Source organism: Streptomyces sp. NPDC093510 (assembly GCF_040683555.1).
Classification (GTDB): domain Bacteria; phylum Actinomycetota; class Actinomycetes; order Streptomycetales; family Streptomycetaceae; genus Streptomyces.
The window spans coordinates 19,447-37,247 of record NZ_JBFBEE010000031.1 but is presented as its reverse complement, the minus strand read 5'-3'; the positions used below and the strand labels follow the sequence as shown (position 1 = coordinate 37,247).

Here is a 17,801-nt window from a genome sequence, read left to right as displayed (position 1 = left end):
AAGGCCCCGCACCGGCGGGGCCTTCCTCGTGTCATGTGCCGACTGTCAGTCGGTCTTGCACTTGTTGTTGCTCGCCGGGTTGAGCAGTCCGAGGACGTCGACCGTGTTGCCGCAGAGGTTGAGACCGAGGTCGACCGGGACCTGGAGCGCGTTGCCGCTGAGGACGCCGGGGGAGTTGGCGACCTCGGCGTTGACCGGGTCCGGGTCGGCGGCGGCCGCGCCGGCACCGCCGAGCACGGTGGCGAAGGTGAGGGCGGCCGTGGTGAGGATGGTGCGAGTACGCATGGATACCTCTTCATAGGAGGAGAAGGCGGTCCCTGCGAGCGTCACCCCGGCCGGTGCCCGGCGACAGCGGTCATAGGCCGACAGTAGGAAAAATGCGCCCATTCGTGTCATTCAGTGCTTAGTCGGGCTGCGGTACGTCCACCCCCATCACCTCCCGCGCATGCCGGCTCGGCACCATGCCGAGCCGCCACGCCTGCCACCCCGTCTCCAGGTCGGCGCCCCGCTCCAGGAGCAGGCCGTACGCCTGGACGTACTCGGTGAGCTTGCCGTCACGGGTCGGATGGCCGGCCCGTGAGAGCTGGCTGAGCTCCTCCTGCGCGACCGCCGTGCCGATCTCCCAGCCGCCCGGCGACGCGTACGGCAGCAGGGTGCAGCGCAGGAAGCGGGCCCAGTCGCCGCCGCGCCGGTCGCCGTAGGAGGCGAAGAGCTCGATGGCCTCGTCGCAGAGGGCGAGCGCCTGCTGGCTGCGGTTGTTGCCCGCGTCGACGACCACCAGCTCCAGGCACGTCCAGGCCTCGCCGTGCGCGACACCGATGCGATGGAAGTCGGCGCGGGCGTCCACCAGGAGCTGGCGGGCGAAACCGGAGTTGCGCAGCGAGCCGGTCTGGGCGGCCCGCTGGTCGCGGGTGACGCGCGCCGAGTGGTGCCGCGCGCATGCCAGGCCGTACACGTCCCGCATCCGGGAGAACATCGTGCGGGCCCGCTCCAGGTCCCGGACCGCCTGGTCGAGGCTGCCGGTCTCCTCCAGGGCCTGGCCGAGGTAGTAAAGCGACCAGGCCTCGCCGCGCGCGTCGTCGTTGTCGCGGTGCCGGGACACCGCCTGGCGCAGCCCGTCGACGGCGGGCGAGGGGTCGCCGTCCACGAGGCGGGCCCGCGCCAGCTGTGTCATCGCCCAGGCCTCGCCGCGCGCATCGCGGGTGCGGCCGTACAGGTCGAGGGCGTCGCGCAGCTCGCTCTCCGCGCGCGGTACGTCCCCCATGCGCAGGCGGAGCTGGCCGAGCTGGAAGTGCGTCCAGGCCTCGCCGTGCACCGAGCCGCTGCCGCGGTGCAGGGCCAGCGCCGTCTCCAGCATGCCGAGGGCGTGCGCCAGGTGGGCGCGGTCCCGCTCGACGGCGGCGAGCGCGTGCAGCGTCCAGGCGCGGTCGCCGGCCAGCTCGTCGGCGGCCTGCAGATCGAGCGCCTCCGTCAGCCGGGCCGCGGCCTCCGTCAGGTTGCCCTGGTGGTGCAGGGTGATGCCGAGGGAGCCGAGGGCGCGGGCGGCGGCCGCGTCCTGGTGGGCCTCGAAGTACAGGTCGACGACGGAGTTCAGCGTCGTACGCGACTGGTCGAGCTCGCCGAGCTGGCGGGCCGCGATGCCCGTGCGCCACTGCACGCTGCGACCGAGCAGACCCTGGTCGATGGCCTGCGTGAGTTCGTTGATCTCGCCCAGGCGGTAGAGGTCGCCGCGCAGCAGGCAGTAGTCGCACAGGGCGCCCAGGAGGTTGAGCACGGCCTGCTGGTCGACGCCCTCCGCGTGGCGCAGGGCATCCGTGATGAACGTCGACTCGTCGTCGAGCCAGCGCAGGGCCGCGTCCAGGGAGGCGAAACCGTGCTGCCCAAACTGGTCGGCGCGTGTCGACGTCTTGCCGTCGACCAGGCGGATCACCGTGTCGGCCAGCTCTCCGTAGCTGGCGATGAGGCGTTCCTGCGCGGCGGTGCGTTCGGCGGGCTCCTCCTCGTCGAGGAGGCGGGCCCGGGCGAAGGAGCGCACGAGGTCGTGCAGGCGGTAGCGTCCTGCCGGGGCCGCGGTGCCCTCGCCGGTGCCGCTCCGGGGCCGGGGCCGGTCGACCAGGCCCGCGCGGGACAGCGCGGTCAGCTGCCGGGCCGCCGCCTGCTCGTCCGTGCCGAGCAGCGCCGCCGCGGCGGACGTGCCGAGTGAGGCGCGTCCGGCGAGCGCGAGGCGGCGCAGCAGCCGCCGGGCCGGCTCCGACTGGTCGGAGTAGCGCAGCCACAGGACGCGCTCGACCGGCGCGACCTTCTCGGCGGGACCGTACGCCGACAGATCGGAGGCCAGCCCGCGCGGTGTACGCGGACCGAGCGAGGAGCCCGCGGCGCGCAGGGCGAGCGGCAGCCCGCCGCACAACTCCCGTACGGCGTCGGCGGATTCGGCGTCGTAGGGCCCGGAGAGGTCTTCGGCGGATGCGCGGAGCAGCTCCTCGGTGGCCGCCTCGTCCAGCGCCTCGACCGGCAGCCGGTGCACCCAGGCGGGCAGGTCGTCGGGCAGCTCGAGCGGCTCACGGGTGGTGACCAGGACGAGGCTGTCCGAGCGCTCGGGGACCAGGGTGCGGACCTGCTCGGCGTCGCTGGCGTCGTCGAGCACGACCGTCACCGCGACGCCCGTCAGATACTGGTGGTAGAGCTCGCTGAGCCGCTTGAGCTGCTGCTCCTGCGAGGAGCGCTCGCGGAAGAGCAGCTGCTCCCGCGGGGCGCCCAATCGATTCAGCAGGTGCAGCAGGGCGTCGCGGGTGGACAGCGGGGACTCCTGCGGGTTGTCGCCGCGCAGGTCCACCACGCACGCGCCGCGGAACTGGTCCCGCAGATCGTGCGCGGCCCGCACCGCCAGCGAGGTCCGCCCCGAGCCCGGCACACCGTGCAGCATGACGACGGTGGGCCGGGTGTCCGTGCTGGCGCGCGCCGCGTGCACCCACTGGGCTATCCGCCCCAGCTCGGCCCTGCGGCCCACGAAGGGCGCGGCGGTCTCCGGGAGTTGGGTGAAGGACTGCTGCAGCACGTTGCGCCGCCGGGCCGCCGCGCTCTTGTCCGTGCCGCGCAGCTGGGGCGTCTGCTTCTTCGCCGTGTGCGCGCCGGTCGAGGCGGCGAGGACCCGCTGCTGGTCGAGGAAGGGCCGGATGCCGCGCACCTCGAGGGCTGTCAGCCACTGCAGCCGCAGCTGCTCGGGCCCGCCCGGCCTGCTGAGTTCGCCCGCGCGGCGGCTGGCCGCGGGGACGTGGGAGGCCGTCACCTTCACGACGGTCGCCGCCGCGCCGGCCACGGCGACGACCGCGCCGGTCCCGAGCGCCGTGCCGACACTCGTACCGAAGGACAGGTCGGAGACCCCGGCCGCGAGCGCCGCAACCACCGCCACCAGCAGGGGCGTTCCCGCGCCCTCGCGTGCGTACCGCTGCCCGAAGGTGAGCCGCCCGGCGTCCGCCTCGTCGAGCGCGCCGGTGTACGACGCGTACTCCTCGGCGGCCGTCTGCGCCATGGCGTCCAGCGCGCCGCGCGCACGCGAGAGCAGGACGCTCCCGTCGACGCGCCCGCCCGAACGCCGGACCTCTTCCTCCACGGCCCGTACCAACAGCCGCTCGGCCTCGGCCCGATGGCTGTCCCGCATATGGGTTCCCCCTCCGAGAGCAACAGTTGCCTGCGGTCACAAGTGTCCTGTGTACGGGGCGCGGGCGACAGGGCGTCCGCGGATCAGTGCCCCGGATGATCGGTGAGGGCTGAGACGGGCGACGGCGATGAAGGACCTGGCTGCCGGCGACCGCGTACGCCTCGACGACTTCCACGAGGGCAGGTCGGTCCAGGTCCTGCACATCGGCCCCTACAGCCAGGAGGGGCCGACGATCGCGCGGATGCACGACGAGTACATGCCCCAGCACGCACTCGAACCGCGTGGCGACCACCACGAGATCTACCTCTCCGACGCGCGACGCGTCGACCCGGCACGGCTGCGCACCATCCTGCGCCAGCCCGTCGAAGCCACTGGAGGCTGAGGCCCGGCCCGGCGGTGCGAGCCGGTCCGGGCCCGCGACGGCATCCGGGGCATCGGCCAGGCACTGTGAGAGGCTGGATCGCATGAACCGGTTGGCTGGTGTGACCTCGCCTTATCTGCTTCAGCATGCCGACAATCCCGTCGACTGGTGGCCCTGGACGCCGGAGGCGTTCGAGGAAGCGCGGCGGCGTGATGTCCCCGTGCTGCTGTCGGTCGGCTACTCGGCGTGCCACTGGTGCCACGTCATGGCGCACGAGTCCTTCGAGGACGCGTCGACGGCCGCGCTCATGAACGAGAAGTTCGTGAACATCAAGGTGGACCGCGAGGAGCGGCCCGACGTCGACGCCGTCTACATGGAGGCAGTGCAGGCCGCGACGGGCCAGGGCGGCTGGCCCATGACCGTCTTCCTCACCGCCGACGCCGAGCCCTTCTACTTCGGCACGTACTTCCCGCCGGAGCCGCGGCACGGCATGCCGTCCTTCCCGCAGGTCCTCGACGGCGTCCACCGGGCGTGGACGGACCGGCGCGGCGAGGTCGCCGAGGTCGCGGGCAAGATCGTGCGCGACCTGGGGGAGCGGCAGCTCACCCACGGCTCGGGCGAGAAGCCCGGCGAGGACGAGCTCGCGCAGGCGCTGCTCGGCCTGACCCGTGACTACGACGCGACGCACGGCGGCTTCGGCGGCGCCCCCAAGTTCCCGCCGTCCATGGCGGTCGAGTTCCTGCTGCGGCACTACGCTCGCACGGGCGCGGAGGGCGCGCTGCAGATGGCCGCCGACACGTGCGAGCGGATGGCGCGCGGCGGCATCTACGACCAGCTCGGCGGTGGCTTCGCCCGCTACTCCGTCGACCGCGAGTGGGTCGTGCCGCACTTCGAGAAGATGCTGTACGACAACGCGCTGCTGTGCCGCGCCTACGCCCACCTGTGGCGGGCCACCGGCTCGGAGCTCGCGCGCCGGGTCGCCCTGGAGACCGCGGACTTCATGGTCCGTGAACTCCGCACGAACGAGGGCGGTTTCGCGTCCGCGCTCGACGCGGACAGCGAGGACCCGGTGACGGGCGCGCATGTCGAGGGCGCGTACTACGTGTGGACGCCGGGGCAGCTGCGGGAGGTCCTCGGGGAGGCCGACGCGGAGCTGGCGATGAGCTGCTTCGGCGTGACGGAGGAGGGCACGTTCGAGGAGGGCGCGTCGGTTCTCCAACTCCCGGTCGTGGAAGGCCCGGTGGCGGACGCCTCCCGTCTCGCCTCCGTGCGGGAGCGGCTCCTCGCGGCGCGCGCCGAGCGGCCCGCGCCCGGCCGCGACGACAAGGTGGTCGCCGCCTGGAACGGCCTCGCGATCGCGGCGCTCGCGGAGGTCGGCGCGTACTTCGACCGGCCGGACCTGATCGCGGCCGCCGTCGGCGCGGGCGATCTCCTCGTACGTCTCCACATGGACCCGCGCGCACGGATCGCCCGGACCTCCAAGGACGGGCAGGCCGGCGCCAACGCGGGCGTGCTGGAGGACTACGCGGACGTCGCCGAGGGCTTCCTCGCGCTGGCCGCGGTGACCGGCGAGGGGGTCTGGCTGGAGTTCGCCGGGTTCCTCCTCGACCACGTCCTCGCGCAGTTCGTGGACGCGGAGAGCGGCGCGCTGTACGACACGGCGGCGGACGCGGAGCGGCTCATCCGGCGCCCGCAGGACCCCACGGACAACGCGGCGCCCTCCGGGTGGACTGCGGCCGCGGGCGCGCTGCTCTCCTACGCGGCCCACACAGGCGCCGAGCCGCACCGCACCGCCGCGGAGCGGGCACTGGGCATCGTCAAGGCGCTCGGCCCGCGCGTGCCGCGCTTCATCGGCCACGGTCTCGCGGTCGCGGAGGCGGCGCTCGACGGGCCGCGCGAGGTGGCCGTCGTCGGTGAGGTCCTCGGCGACCTGCACCGCACGGCCCTGCTCGGGACCGCGCCGGGAGCGGTCGTCGCGGCCGGCCCGGAGGGAAGCACCGAGCTCCCCCTGCTCGCAGACCGCCCCCTGGTCGACGGCCGCCCCGCGGCGTACGTCTGCCGCGGCTTCGTCTGCACCGCCCCGACGACGGACCCGGCGGAACTGGCGGGGCTGCTCTCCTAGACCGCGCTCGCCTCCGGGCCGCCATTACCCGCGAGGTAATCGTCCCGCCCCGTCCGCGCCGAGAAGATGGTGATCTTCCGGCGCCGGACGGGCGCGGGACGCAACGGAGAGAAGAGGCGAGACATGGCCGCCACACCCGCACCCACACCCGCACCCGCGGCCGTAGGTCGCGGCACCCGCGCCGTCGTCGAGGAGCTGCTGCGGCGGATCGGTGAGGGCGACCCCGAGCGGATCGCCGAGCTGTACGCCGAGCGGGGCGACTGGAAGCTGGACTGGCCGGAGTCCGAGCACGGCCGGGCGGCCACGCCGTGGATCAGGCACCGGTCCACGCGGGCCGACGCCGCCGCGCACTACCGCGAACTCGCCGAGCACCACGTGCCCGAAGAGGTGGCGACCGAGGTCGAGCGGATACTCGTGGACGGCGACGACGCCGTGGTGCTCGGCGAGATCCGTCAGACCGCCCGCCCCACGGGACGTGCCTACAGCGCGCGGTTCGCCCTGCACCTCACGGTCGACGGCGGCTTCGTCACCCGCCACCACGTCTACGAGGACAGCCTGGCGGTGGCCCGGGCGTTCGAACCGAACGGCACCGCCACCAGCGCCGGGTAGGGACCGTCTAGGGTCCCCGCACGGCCGGGTCGGGTAGTACGCCCGATGCGCCGGCCCGACGGCGAGGTCGGGACCGTGCGGCACGGCGAGGAGTGCCGGGTCGAGTCCGTGTGCCGGGAGGATCAGGCCCGTGCCGTCCTGGAGGCGGTGCGGGCGGTCCACCCGTACGAGGAGGCGGTCATCAACTTCCTGCCGCTGTACGAGCCGTGAACCGGCGGCCCGCGGCGCCGAACTCCTCCATCGCACGCTCCACGATGCCTTCAAGGCGGTCGTGGTGGGCGCCCCGCCAGAACACGCGGCCGCAGTCCCCGCACTGCGCGAAGACGTCGTACGTGCCGCGGGTGCCGCCCTCCAGGCGGTCCGCGACCTCCTCCTTCGTGGCCGAGCGGAGCGTGCCGTTGCAGGCGCTGCAGCGGGTCCAGGGGCGCAGCTCGGGGGCGAAGCGCCCGAGGACGTCCCGGAGTTGGTCGTCGGGGCGGTCGCTGTAGACGTACGCGCCCGCCCACAGCTCGCGGCGCCGCAGCAGCCCGCGGTCCCGGCTCAGCAGGACGCGCCGCTCGGCCGCCGAGCGCGCCGCGAGGGCCGGGTCGCCGATGTCCGTGCTCTCGTACGCCGCGTCGACGCCGAGGAGCCGCAAGCGGCGGGCCAGCGTGCCGAGATGGACGTCGAGGAGGAAACGGAGAGGGGCGCCCGGCACCGGCTGGGGGCGGGGCACCGCCCGCACGGTGACGGTCTCGCCCGCCGCGGGAACGTGCGCGGCCGCGGTCTCGCGGCCGTCCACCACGAGCGCGCCGACCTCCGTCAGCGGGACGCCGAGCGACTCGACGACGTGGCCGAGCGTGGACACCCCGTCCGTGACGGCCGCGGTGGGCCCGCCACGGCGTCCGTGCGGGACGAAAATCCCCAGCTCGGGGGCGAAACTGATGAGGATCTCCGGACCGTTCATGCCGTCAGGATGGCATGCCGGGCCGGGCGTCACCTGGGATTTTCCGCTCCCCCGAGCCCGTGCGCCAGCATGTCGAGGGTCCGGTCCACGAGGAGGGCCAGATCGTCCTTGTGGTCGTGCTCCGCCCAGTACGCGGCGGTCTCGGTGAGCGCGCCGATCAGCCCCATCGCGAAGGTCCGCACCTCCAGCTCGTCCGCGTCACGGCCGGTGCGCTCCGCGATGACGCGGCGCAGGATGCCGCCGGTGACCGACATGCTCTCCAGCATCCGGGAGCGCACGGCGGGCACCTCGATCATCAGCTTCGTGCGCAGCCGCGAGATCTCCGGCTCCTCCGCGTGGCCGAGGCCGACGGCCCGCCGCAGCACGTGCCGCAGGGACTCCACGATCGACTCGTCGGCGGGGCGCTCCCGCAACTCCCGCTCCAGGAGCGGGTCGAACTCGTCGGTGAGGACGATGTCCTCCTTGGTCGGGAAGTAGCGGAAGACGGTGGAGGGGGAGACCTCCGCGGCCTCCGCGATCTGCTCGACCGTCGTCGCCTCGTACCCCTGTTCCCTGATCAGCCGGTACGTCGCCTCACGGATCGCGAGGCGGGTCTTGAGCTTCTTGCGCTCACGGAGGCCCGGCTGGGGGGCGCCCGAGGGGGCGGAGATACGTGCGGCCGTCATGACGTCATTGTCGGGCATCGGCCCCGGTCCTCGGCAGGAGCGCGGCGACGCACAGCGCGGTCAATAGGGCGGCGACACCGCTGACCAGCAGGACGAGGCCCATGCCGTGGAGGTACGCGGCGTTCGCGGACTCGACGAGCCCCGGCGCCCCGGCCCGTTCCGCGATGCCGTGCGCGGCGACCACCGAGTCACCGGCGGCGTCGGCGGCCGGACCCGGCAGGCCCCCGGTGTCGAGGCGGTCGGCGTACGCCCCGGCGAGGAGCGAGCCGAGCAGCGCGATCCCGAGAGCGCTGCCCACCTGGCGTACCGTCATCAGGAGCCCCGAGCCGGAGCCCGCGCGCTCCACGGGCAGCGCGCCGAGCGCCGAGTCCATGGACGGCACGATCGCGAAGCCGAAGCCGAGACCGGCCACCGAGAGCCACAGCGCGGTGAAGCCGTAGCCGCTGTCGACGTCGGTGCGGCTGCCGAGGATCGCGGCGAAGGCGAGGGCCACGAGCCCGCCGCTGATCACCGCCCGCGCCCCGAAGCGCCGCACGACGGGTTCCGCGCCCTTCGCGGCGACGAGCAGTCCGCCCATCATCGGCAGCATCCGCACGCCGGTGCCGAAGGCGTCGTTGCCGAGGACGGCCTGGAGGTACTGCGGCAGCACGAACATCAGGCCCGACAGCACGAACATCACCAGCGTCGCCGCCATCGTGTTCAGGAAGAAGGCGCGGTCGCGCAGCAGCGACATGTCGAGCATGGGCCGCGCCATCCGGCGCTCCCGCAGCACGAGCGCGGCGATGAGGAGAGCGGCGCCGGCGAGCATCGCGACGACCAGCGGGTCGCCCCAGCCGCGCCCCGGCGCCTCGATGACGCCGTAGATGAGCGCGCCGAGGCCGGCGGCGGTCAGGGCGGTGGAGACGACGTCGACCTTGGGGGCGGCGGGGTCGCTGGTCTCGGGGAGCAGGAACAGGCAGGCGGTGAGGCCGATCGCGACCATCGGGACGTTGATCAGGAAGATCGAGCCCCACCAGAAGTGGTCGAGCAGCCAGCCGCCGACGATCGGCCCGAGGGGTGCGCCGAGCGCGGCGGCGGCCGAGACGATGCCGACGGCCTTGGTCCGTTCGCCGGGTCCGAAGAGGGCGGGCAGCACGGCCATGGCGAGCGGCATGACGAGGGCGGCGCCCAAGCCCATGACGGCACGGGCCACGACGACCAGGGAGACGTCGTCGACGAGCGTGCCGATCAGCGAGCCGGCCAGGAAGATCCCGAGCCCGGTCATCAGCATCCTGCGCCGTCCGAACCGGTCGCCGAGCAGCCCGGCGGGCAGCATCAGGGCGGCGAAGACGACCACGTACGCGTCCGCCATCCACTGTTGCTCGCCGGTGCTCGCGCCGAGCTGCTCGGCCATCGTCGGCAGCGCGACGTTGAGGATCGTCATGTCGAAGCCGAGCACGAGCATGCTCGCGACCAGGGCGGCGAGGGCCCACCAGCGGCGGGGGTCCTGCCGTATGGCGGCAGGCGGGTCAGTGAAAGTCACCATGAAATGAGAGTAGCTCTCAAAAGATTGACGCTGTCAATATTAGCTACCGAAACCGAAACCGAAACCGGCACCGGCACCGAAACCGGCACCGGCACCGGCACCGGCACCGAAACCGGCACCGGCACCGGCACCGGCACCGAAACCGGCACCGGCACCGGCACCGGCACCGGCGCCGGCACCGGCATGAAAAAAGTGGCCGCGACTCGGAAGTCGCGGCCACTGAAGTGGAAGGGGGAAGCGTCAGCCGTGCTGGTAGGCCACCAGCGAGATGCCCACGTAGTGCACGACGAAGGCCGCCAGGGTCAGCGAGTGGAAGACCTCGTGGAAGCCGAAGAAGCGGGGGGAGGGGTTCGGGCGCTTGATGCCGTAGATCACGCCGCCCACGCTGTAGAGCACGCCGCCGACGATGACCAGGACGAGCACCGCGACGCCACCCGTGCGCATGAAGTCCGGCAGGAAGAAGACCGCGGCCCAGCCCATCGCGATGTAGCAGGGGGTGTAGAGCCAGCGCGGGGCGCCGACCCAGAAGACCCGGAAGGCGATGCCGGCGACGGCCGCCCCCCAGATGCCCCAGAGCAGCCACTGTCCCTTCCCGTCGGGGAGGAGCAGCATCGTCAGCGGGGTGTAGGTGCCCGCGATGATCAGGAAGATGTTGGAGTGGTCGAGCCTGCGCAGGACGGCGTCGGCTCTCGGGCCCCAGTTGCCCCGGTGGTAGAGCGCGCTCACGCCGAACAGCAGAGACGCGGTCAGGGCGAAGATGCCGCAGGCGAGCCGGCCGCGGGGGGAGTCCGCGAGCGCGGTGAGCACCAGGCCCGCGACCACCACCGCGGGGAACATGCCCGCGTGCAGCCAGCCGCGCATCTTGGGCTTCACGGGGAGCGGCATGGAGTCCGGGGACGGAACGAGTGAGGGGTTGTCCGAGCTGTTGTCCGAGGGGGTGTCCGCGGGCTGCGGGATCGCTTCGGGGACATGAGCGGTCATGTGTCGCATCGTACCTACGGGCCCGTAAGTCCGGAATCAGGCGAGGGTTCCGGGCCAGTGGAGGGGGCGGTTTCGCGCCAGAAGGGGCGGACGGAACCGCGCCCTCGCACCCGTACCCGTACAAGTGGCGATGCTCACGCCGCTCAGGTGTGAAGCCCTCTGGACAGATGGGCGTGCACGTCGGATGATCAAATGAGTGCGGTCGGCACCGGATGAGCGCCAAAGTTCGTACACGTGAAGCGTCCGGGTCGCAGCCCCCACGGGGCATACATCCTGAAAACCCCTCGATTAGGAGCAATCGTGGCGCGCGACATCGCGGCTCCCCTTCAGGCAGCGCCCCAGGGCACTGCCCCGACCAACCACCGGGAGCTCGTCTCCTGGGTCAACGAGATCGCCGAACTGACGCAGCCCGACCGCGTGGTCTGGTGCGACGGGTCCGAAGCCGAGTACGAGCGCCTGTGCGAGGAGCTCGTCGCCAAGGGCACCTTCAAGAAGCTCGACCCGACTCTGCGCCCGAACTCGTACTACGCGGCCTCCGACCCGACCGACGTCGCGCGCGTCGAGGACCGCACCTTCATCTGCTCCGAGAAGGAGGAGGACGCGGGCCCGACCAACCACTGGAAGGCCCCCGCGGAGATGCGGGAGATCTTCCGCGGCAAGGACGAGCGGGGCGGCGTTTTCCGCGGCTCCATGCGCGGCCGCACCATGTACGTCGTGCCCTTCTGCATGGGCCCGGTCGGCTCACCGCTGTCCGCGATCGGCGTCGAGATCACCGACTCGGCGTACGTCGCCGTCTCCATGCGCACGATGACCCGGATGGGTCAGCACGTCCTGGACGAGCTCGGCGAGGACGGCTTCTTCGTGAAGGCCGTGCACACCCTGGGCGCCCCGCTCCAGGAGGGCGAGGCCGACGTGCCGTGGCCCTGCAACTCCACGAAGTACATCTCGCACTTCCCCGAGGACCGCGAGATCTGGTCGTACGGCTCGGGCTACGGCGGCAACGCCCTGCTCGGCAAGAAGTGCTACGCCCTGCGCATCGCCTCCGTCATGGCCCGCGACGAGGGCTGGCTGGCCGAGCACATGCTCATCCTCAAGCTCACCCCGCCGCAGGGCGAGAGCAAGTACGTCGCCGCCGCCTTCCCGTCCGCCTGCGGCAAGACGAACCTCGCCATGCTGGAGCCCACGATCTCCGGCTGGACCGTCGAGACCATCGGCGACGACATCGCCTGGATGCGGTTCGGCGAGGACGGCCGGCTCTACGCGATCAACCCCGAGGCCGGCTTCTTCGGCGTCGCGCCCGGCACCGGCGAGCACACCAACGCCAACGCGATGAAGACGCTGTGGGGCAACTCCGTCTTCACGAACGTGGCGCTCACCGACGACGGCGACGTCTGGTGGGAGGGCATGACGGAGGAGACGCCCGCCCACCTCACCGACTGGAAGGGCAACGACTGGACGCCGGATTCCGGCGTGCCCGCCGCGCACCCGAACGCCCGCTTCACCACGCCCGCCTCGCAGTGCCCGATCATCGCGCCCGAGTGGGAGGACCCCAAGGGCGTGCCGATCTCGGCGATCCTCTTCGGCGGCCGCCGCGCCTCGGCCGTCCCGCTGGTCACCGAGTCCTTCGACTGGCAGCACGGCGTGTTCCTCGGCGCGAACGTGGCGAGCGAGAAGACCGCCGCGGCCGAGGGCAAGGTCGGTGAGCTGCGCCGCGACCCGTTCGCCATGCTGCCGTTCTGCGGCTACAACATGGGCGACTACATGGCCCACTGGGTCAAGGTCGGCGCGGACAAGCCCGACCAGTCGAAGCTCCCGAAGATCTACTACGTCAACTGGTTCCGGAAGAACGCGGACGGCAAGTTCGTGTGGCCCGGATTCGGTGAGAACTCCCGCGTCCTGAAGTGGATCGTCGAGCGCCTCGACGGCAGGGCCGAGGGCGTCGAGACCCCCATCGGCATCCTGCCGACGGTCGACTCGCTGGACACCGACGGCCTCGACCTGGCCAAGGACGACCTGGAGTTCCTGCTCACGGTCGACAAGGAGGTCTGGCGCGAGGAGGCCTCGCTGGTCCCCGAGCACCTCAACACCTTCGGTGACCACACCCCCAAGGAGCTGTGGGACGAGTACCGCGCGCTGGTGAAGCGTCTCGGCTGACCTCGGCCGTTCGGTTTTCGGCCGGGCCCCCGCACAACGGCGTGCGGGGGCCCGGCCGTTGTGACACGCCCTCATCTCGAACACCTTGCCTTCACACTCCCCTCACATGCTTCAATGACCCCTCACGGGGGCCCGGTAACTGTCATGGGCCGTCAAACAAGCCTGTGGGGGGCACAGTTGAAGAAGCAGCAGAGGTTAAGACGTGTGACGGGCGCCGCGCTCGCGGTGACGCTCGGCGCGGGGGGCCTGGCCGCGGCGGGCACACCCGCCGCATACGCCGCCACCGCGTCGGACCGGGTCGTGAAGCTGCCGATCTCCTCGTACTCGGCGATCGCCGTGGACTCCGCGCACGAGCGGGTCTACGTGTCGGACAACAACCGCGGCAGATACGACAACAGAGGCGTCATCGCCGTCTACGACTTCCAGGGCCACGCGGTCACCACGCTGCCCACGGACACCCGGGTGTCCGGGCTCGCGCTGAGCGAGGACGGCGGCACGCTGTACGCCGCCGAGCGCGCCAGGATCGTGAAGTACGACAGCGTGACGCTCAAGACGACCGGTGCCACCAACGTCTACGAGGAGGCCTGCGGCCGCGAACTGGCCGTCTCCGGCGGCAAGGCGTGGTGGACGACCCAGCCCGCCGCCTACGTGTCCGAGTGCACCGACGCGAGGAGCGACCTGGACGCCCTGGTCGGCGGCGCCCTCCAGCGGACCGGCTGGAACGCGAAGGGCCGGCTCGACCTGGAGGCCGCGCCCGGCGACGCGAAGCGGTTCTTCATGGGGCAGGAGGCCAGTGCGGCGGAGCCCGACCCGTTCCTCGCCTCCTTCGACGCGTCGGGCGACAATCCCGTACGCGACGCCGCGCGCCGTTTCGCCGACGCCGAGGGCAAGGGCGCGCTGCAGCTGAAGGACCTCGCGGTCAGCGCCGACGGCAAGCGGGTGGCGGTCGCGGACGCCGCGTACGGCACCAGGCTGCTGAACGCCGACGACCTCTCCGACGCCGCCACGGCCTACCAGGCGCTGCCCGAGGGGGCCAAGGGCTCCGCCGTGGCGTTCGGCGGCGACGGCACGTACGTGGCGCGCGGCGCGGCCGCCTCCGGGAGCACCGCCGACCTGCTGGTGCAGCCCGCCGATCCGGCGGACGGCGTGACGCCGTTCGAGTTCGCCTTCGAGGGGCCGCTCGACGGCGACCGCGTCGTGCCGCGCGGTCTCGACTGGTCGAAGGACGGGAAGCGGCTGTTCGCCGTCACGACCAACGCGGCGGGCAACGAGTACTGGATGCACATCATCCAGCCGCCCGCCGCCCAGTACGACTCCCGCTTCACGGGCACCCTCACCACCGCGCCCTCGAAGCCCGTCGTCGGTGAACCCCTCGGCATCCGCGGCAGGCTGGAGCTCGACGGCCCCGCGCCGGCCGAACCGGTGAAGGTCGCCGCGGTCCGCAAGGACGCCGACGGCACGCAGGAGGTGGCGGCCGCCAAGGTAGCGGCCGACGGCAGCTTCACCGTCCTCGACGTGCCGGACCGGCTCGGCGAGGCGACGTACACGCTGCGGTTCCTCGGTGACATCACGCACCGTCCCGCCGAGGACGTGACGGTCACGGTGGACGTGGCCAAGGCCCCGACGACGGTCGAGCTGACCGCGCCCGCCGAGGCGACCCGCGCCGACGGCGTCGAGATCACCGGCAGGCTGACCGGGCAGGGGCGCGCGCTGCCGGCCGGGATCGACCTGAAGGTGACGCGGACCGACCGGTTCGGCACGACGGGTGAGCTGACGGCCGCGCCGGTCGCGGCCGACGGCACGTTCAGGATCAGGGACCTGCCCGGCAAGCGGGGCAGGACGCTCTACACGGTCAGCTACGAGGGCGACGCGCTGCACGAGGGCTCGTCCGCGGGGGCAACCGTCAAGATCACCGCCTAGGCGGCCGGCACCCCCAGCTGTCGCCAGGGTGGGTGGCACCCGGTCCGCGGCCTCCCCGGCCGCGGACCGGGGCCGATCAGGGGGCGCCGACCAGACGCGAGGCGTCCGCGTGGGCGTCCATGCGTCCGGCGGCCAGGATCGCCGCCGCGGTGTCGGCGCGGGAGGCCGCCACGACCAGGGCGCGGCCCGCGAGGGCGTGGGCGCGCCGGTGCAGGGCGGACAGGTGGGGCTCGGTCGAGGCCGCGGCGGCGGACCGGGGCGGGAGCACACCGCCGCGCAGGCGCGCCACCTGGTACGCCAGCTGTTCGGCGGCGTCGTCCAGTTCGGCGGACGGGGTCAGGGCGCGCAGCTCGTCGGTGACGGCGAGCAGGGCGGCGAGGTGCCCGGCGAGCTGGATGTCCAGCTCCTCCTCGCGGGAGCGGTGCGGGTAGCTCGCGTCGTCGGCCATCGAGTGGACCGACTTGGTGCGGATCGGCTCATACATGGGACGGCCTCCAAACGGTTGCTTGAAAGCCATCCTAGCTTAGATCCTGTCTAAAGTTGAGTCGCGGCCAGCAGTGGACTGTCACGAGCGTGGTCAGGCCTGGCTGTAGCCGTCCAGGAACGTGCCGATCCGGGTGACCGCCTCCGCGAGGTCCGTCGCCGTCGGCAGCGTCACGACGCGGAAGTGATCGGGCTCCGGCCAGTTGAAACCCGTGCCGTGCACGACCATGATCTTCTCGGCGCGCAGCAGGTCGAGGACCATCTGCCGGTCGTCCTTGATCTTGAAGACCTTCGGGTCGAGCCGCGGGAAGAGATAGAGCGACCCCTTCGGCTTCACACAGCTCACGCCGGGGATCTGCGTCAGCAGCTCGTACGCGGTGTCGCGCTGCTCGATGAGCCGGCCGCCCGGCAGTACGAGGTCGTTGATCGTCTGTCGTCCGCTCAGCGCCGCGACGACACCGTGCTGGCCCGGCATGTTCGCGCAGAGGCGCATGTTGGCGAGGATCGTCAGGCCCTCGATGTACGAGGAGGCGTGCGCCTTCGGGCCCGAGATCGCCATCCAGCCGACGCGGTAGCCCGCCACGCGGTACGCCTTCGACATGCCGTTGAAGGTGAGGGTCAGCAGGTCGGGGGCGATGGCGGCGGTCGGCGTGTGCGTCGCGCCGTCGTAGAGGATCTTGTCGTAGATCTCGTCCGAGCAGACCAGGAGGTTGTGGCGGCGCGCGATGTCGGTGAGGCCGCGCAGCATCGCCTCGTCGTAGACGGCGCCGGTGGGGTTGTTCGGGTTGATGATCACGAGCGCCTTGGTGCGGTCGGTGATCTTGCGCTCGATGTCGGTGAGGTCCGGCATCCAGTCCGACTGCTCGTCGCAGCGGTAGTGCACGGCGGTGCCGCCGGACAGGGAGACGGCCGCGGTCCACAGCGGGTAGTCCGGCGCCGGTACGAGGACCTCGTCGCCGTCGTCCAGTAGGCCCTGCATGGCCATCACGATGAGCTCGGAGACGCCGTTGCCGATGAAGACGTGCTCGACGTCGGTCTCGATGCCCAGGGTCTGGTTGTGCATGACGACCGCGCGGCGGGCGGCCAGGAGGCCCTTCGCGTCGCCGTAGCCATGCGCGTCGCCGACGTTGCGGAGGATGTCCTCCAGGATCTCGGGCGGGCACTCGAAGCCGAAGGCCGCGGGGTTGCCGGTGTTCAGCTTGAGGATGCGGTGCCCGGCCGCCTCCAGCCGCATCGCCTCCTCGAGCACCGGGCCCCGGATCTCGTAACAGACGTTGGAGAGCTTCGTCGACTGGATGACCTGCATGTCCGCGAGCTTAAGGCCGGGCAGAGCGGGCCGCTTCGTGTTTTCGGACACAAGAGGGGCGTGAGGGGGCGCTGGGGGAGTGTTCTCTCAGCGGTCGGTTGTGTCCGTTCGCGGTCTTGTCCTCGCGCCCGGGTACCTCAACAATGCGCATGACAAAACCGAAAGAACTTCGGTCACTTAGTCATTCAGAGGGGACCCCCACATGAAGAAGCCTCTCGTCGGTGCGTGCTTCGCCGCTCTGATCCTCGGAGCGACGGCGGCACCAGCGGCGGCCGTCGGCAACGAACCGCCTGCCGAACCGAAGGCCGAGGCCAAGGCCGTCAACTTCGCGGGAACGGTGGCGCTCAGCAACTGCTCCGGCTCCGTGGTCCGCGTACCCGCCTCGCAGCCCGGCGACCCGGCGCTCGTCCTGTCCAACGGGCACTGCCTGGAGGGCGGCTTCCCGGCACCCGGCCAGGTCATCGTCAACAAGGCGTCGTCCCGCAGCTTCACCCTGCTCAACGCCTCCGGAGGCAACGCGGGGACGGTCCGGGCCAGCAAGATCGCGTACGGCACGATGACCGACACGGACATGTCGCTCTACCAACTCACCAGCACCTACCGGGACATCGAGAGCCGGTACGGGATCAAGGCGCTGGAGCTGAACGCGGCACGTCCCGAGCAGGGGCGCGCGATCACCGTCGCGTCCGGCTACTGGAAGAGGCTGTACAAGTGCAACATCGACGGCTTCGCCTACCGCCTCAAGGAGGGGAGCTGGACCTGGAAGGACTCGGTCCGCTACACCCCCGCCTGCCAGACGATCGGCGGCACCTCGGGCTCCCCGGTGATCGATGACGCGACCGGCAAGGTCGTCGCCGTCAACAACACCGGCAACGAGAGCGGCGGCAGGTGCACGGACAACAACCCGTGCGAGGTCGACGAGAACGGCAAGGTCACGGTCCGCGAGGGCATCAACTACGCCCAGCAGACCTACTGGATCGTGCCCTGCGTCGGCGCGGGCAACAAGATCGACCTGAACCGCGCGGGCTGTCAGCTGCCGAAGCCCGCCGGGGTCAAGCAGCGGTAACCGCG

Annotated in this window: 16 protein-coding genes; 7 read left to right on the top strand and 9 right to left on the bottom strand. The window is 71.9% G+C overall.

Annotation, left to right across the window (positions count from 1 at the left end; translation table 11 throughout):
- Positions 1-45: 45 nt before the first annotated feature.
- Both AB0N81_RS35485 and AB0N81_RS35480 read right to left on the bottom strand, forming a co-directional pair.
- On the bottom strand, positions 46-285 hold the full coding sequence (locus AB0N81_RS35485) for a chaplin (RefSeq protein ID WP_365365841.1): 240 nt from the start codon (positions 283-285) through the stop codon (positions 46-48).
- Between the two features lie 118 nt (positions 286-403).
- The gene (locus AB0N81_RS35480; RefSeq protein ID WP_365365839.1) at positions 404-3,658 is read right to left on the bottom strand and encodes a tetratricopeptide repeat protein; all 3,255 of its coding nucleotides are present in this window, start codon (positions 3,656-3,658) and stop codon (positions 404-406) included.
- 127 nt (positions 3,659-3,785) lie between these two features.
- Here AB0N81_RS35480 and AB0N81_RS35475 point away from each other — a divergent pair, with 127 nt between their 5' ends.
- The 4 genes from AB0N81_RS35475 to AB0N81_RS35460 all read left to right on the top strand — a co-directional run bounded on the left by AB0N81_RS35475 (position 3,786) and on the right by AB0N81_RS35460 (position 6,960).
- Positions 3,786-4,040: a GyrI-like domain-containing protein gene (locus AB0N81_RS35475; protein WP_365365837.1), complete on the top strand. Its 255-nt coding sequence runs from the start codon at positions 3,786-3,788 to the stop codon at positions 4,038-4,040.
- Positions 4,041-4,122: 82 nt separating this feature from the next.
- On the top strand, positions 4,123-6,141 hold the full coding sequence (locus tag AB0N81_RS35470) for a thioredoxin domain-containing protein (RefSeq protein WP_365365835.1): 2,019 nt from the start codon (positions 4,123-4,125) through the stop codon (positions 6,139-6,141).
- Positions 6,142-6,264: 123 nt separating this feature from the next.
- Entirely contained in the window at positions 6,265-6,750 is a 486-nt protein-coding gene (locus tag AB0N81_RS35465) for a nuclear transport factor 2 family protein (RefSeq protein WP_365365833.1), read from the top strand.
- 45 nt (positions 6,751-6,795) lie between these two features.
- On the top strand, positions 6,796-6,960 hold the full coding sequence (locus AB0N81_RS35460) for a hypothetical protein (RefSeq protein WP_365365831.1): 165 nt from the start codon (positions 6,796-6,798) through the stop codon (positions 6,958-6,960).
- Here the strand turns inward: AB0N81_RS35460 and AB0N81_RS35455 are convergent.
- The 5 genes from AB0N81_RS35455 to AB0N81_RS35435 are packed head-to-tail and all read right to left on the bottom strand — an operon-like array spanning position 6,932 to position 10,867.
- A complete protein-coding gene (locus AB0N81_RS35455) occupies positions 6,932-7,696 on the bottom strand; it encodes a Mut7-C RNAse domain-containing protein (RefSeq protein ID WP_365365829.1) in 765 nt (254 codons plus the stop codon). The genes AB0N81_RS35460 and AB0N81_RS35455 overlap by 29 nt on opposite strands.
- A gap of 29 nt (positions 7,697-7,725) precedes the next feature.
- Positions 7,726-8,361 carry a TetR family transcriptional regulator gene (locus AB0N81_RS35450; RefSeq protein WP_365365827.1) on the bottom strand — a complete coding sequence of 212 codons (636 nt, stop codon included), beginning with the start codon at positions 8,359-8,361 and terminating at the stop codon, positions 7,726-7,728.
- A gap of 4 nt (positions 8,362-8,365) precedes the next feature.
- Positions 8,366-9,886: an MFS transporter gene (locus AB0N81_RS35445; protein ID WP_365365825.1), complete on the bottom strand. Its 1,521-nt coding sequence runs from the start codon at positions 9,884-9,886 to the stop codon at positions 8,366-8,368.
- Positions 9,880-10,071, bottom strand: coding sequence for a hypothetical protein (locus AB0N81_RS35440; RefSeq protein ID WP_365365823.1), 192 nt, complete (start codon positions 10,069-10,071; stop codon positions 9,880-9,882). Before AB0N81_RS35440 ends, AB0N81_RS35445 begins: the two co-directional genes overlap by 7 nt.
- Positions 10,072-10,126: 55 nt before the next feature.
- Positions 10,127-10,867 (bottom strand): hemolysin III family protein, encoded by a 741-nt coding sequence (locus AB0N81_RS35435; protein ID WP_365365821.1) that lies wholly within the window; start codon positions 10,865-10,867, stop codon positions 10,127-10,129.
- Positions 10,868-11,167: 300 nt separating this feature from the next.
- On the opposite strand from AB0N81_RS35435, the gene AB0N81_RS35430 reads away from it, so the two are divergent.
- On the top strand, positions 11,168-13,021 hold the full coding sequence (locus AB0N81_RS35430) for a phosphoenolpyruvate carboxykinase (GTP) (protein WP_365365819.1): 1,854 nt from the start codon (positions 11,168-11,170) through the stop codon (positions 13,019-13,021).
- 204 nt (positions 13,022-13,225) lie between these two features.
- Positions 13,226-14,941, top strand: coding sequence for an Ig-like domain repeat protein (locus tag AB0N81_RS35425; protein ID WP_365365817.1), 1,716 nt, complete (start codon positions 13,226-13,228; stop codon positions 14,939-14,941).
- A gap of 76 nt (positions 14,942-15,017) precedes the next feature.
- Here AB0N81_RS35425 and AB0N81_RS35420 read toward each other — a convergent pair whose 3' ends face one another.
- Positions 15,018-15,425, bottom strand: a complete 408-nt coding sequence (locus AB0N81_RS35420) for a hypothetical protein (RefSeq protein WP_365365815.1) — start codon at positions 15,423-15,425, stop codon at positions 15,018-15,020.
- Positions 15,426-15,518: 93 nt separating this feature from the next.
- Positions 15,519-16,730 (bottom strand): pyridoxal phosphate-dependent aminotransferase, encoded by a 1,212-nt coding sequence (locus AB0N81_RS35415; protein WP_365365813.1) that lies wholly within the window; start codon positions 16,728-16,730, stop codon positions 15,519-15,521.
- 202 nt (positions 16,731-16,932) lie between these two features.
- Between AB0N81_RS35415 and AB0N81_RS35410 the strand changes: the two genes are divergently transcribed.
- Positions 16,933-17,796 carry a serine protease gene (locus tag AB0N81_RS35410; protein ID WP_365365811.1) on the top strand — a complete coding sequence of 288 codons (864 nt, stop codon included), beginning with the start codon at positions 16,933-16,935 and terminating at the stop codon, positions 17,794-17,796.
- The last annotated feature ends 5 nt before the right edge of the window (positions 17,797-17,801 follow it).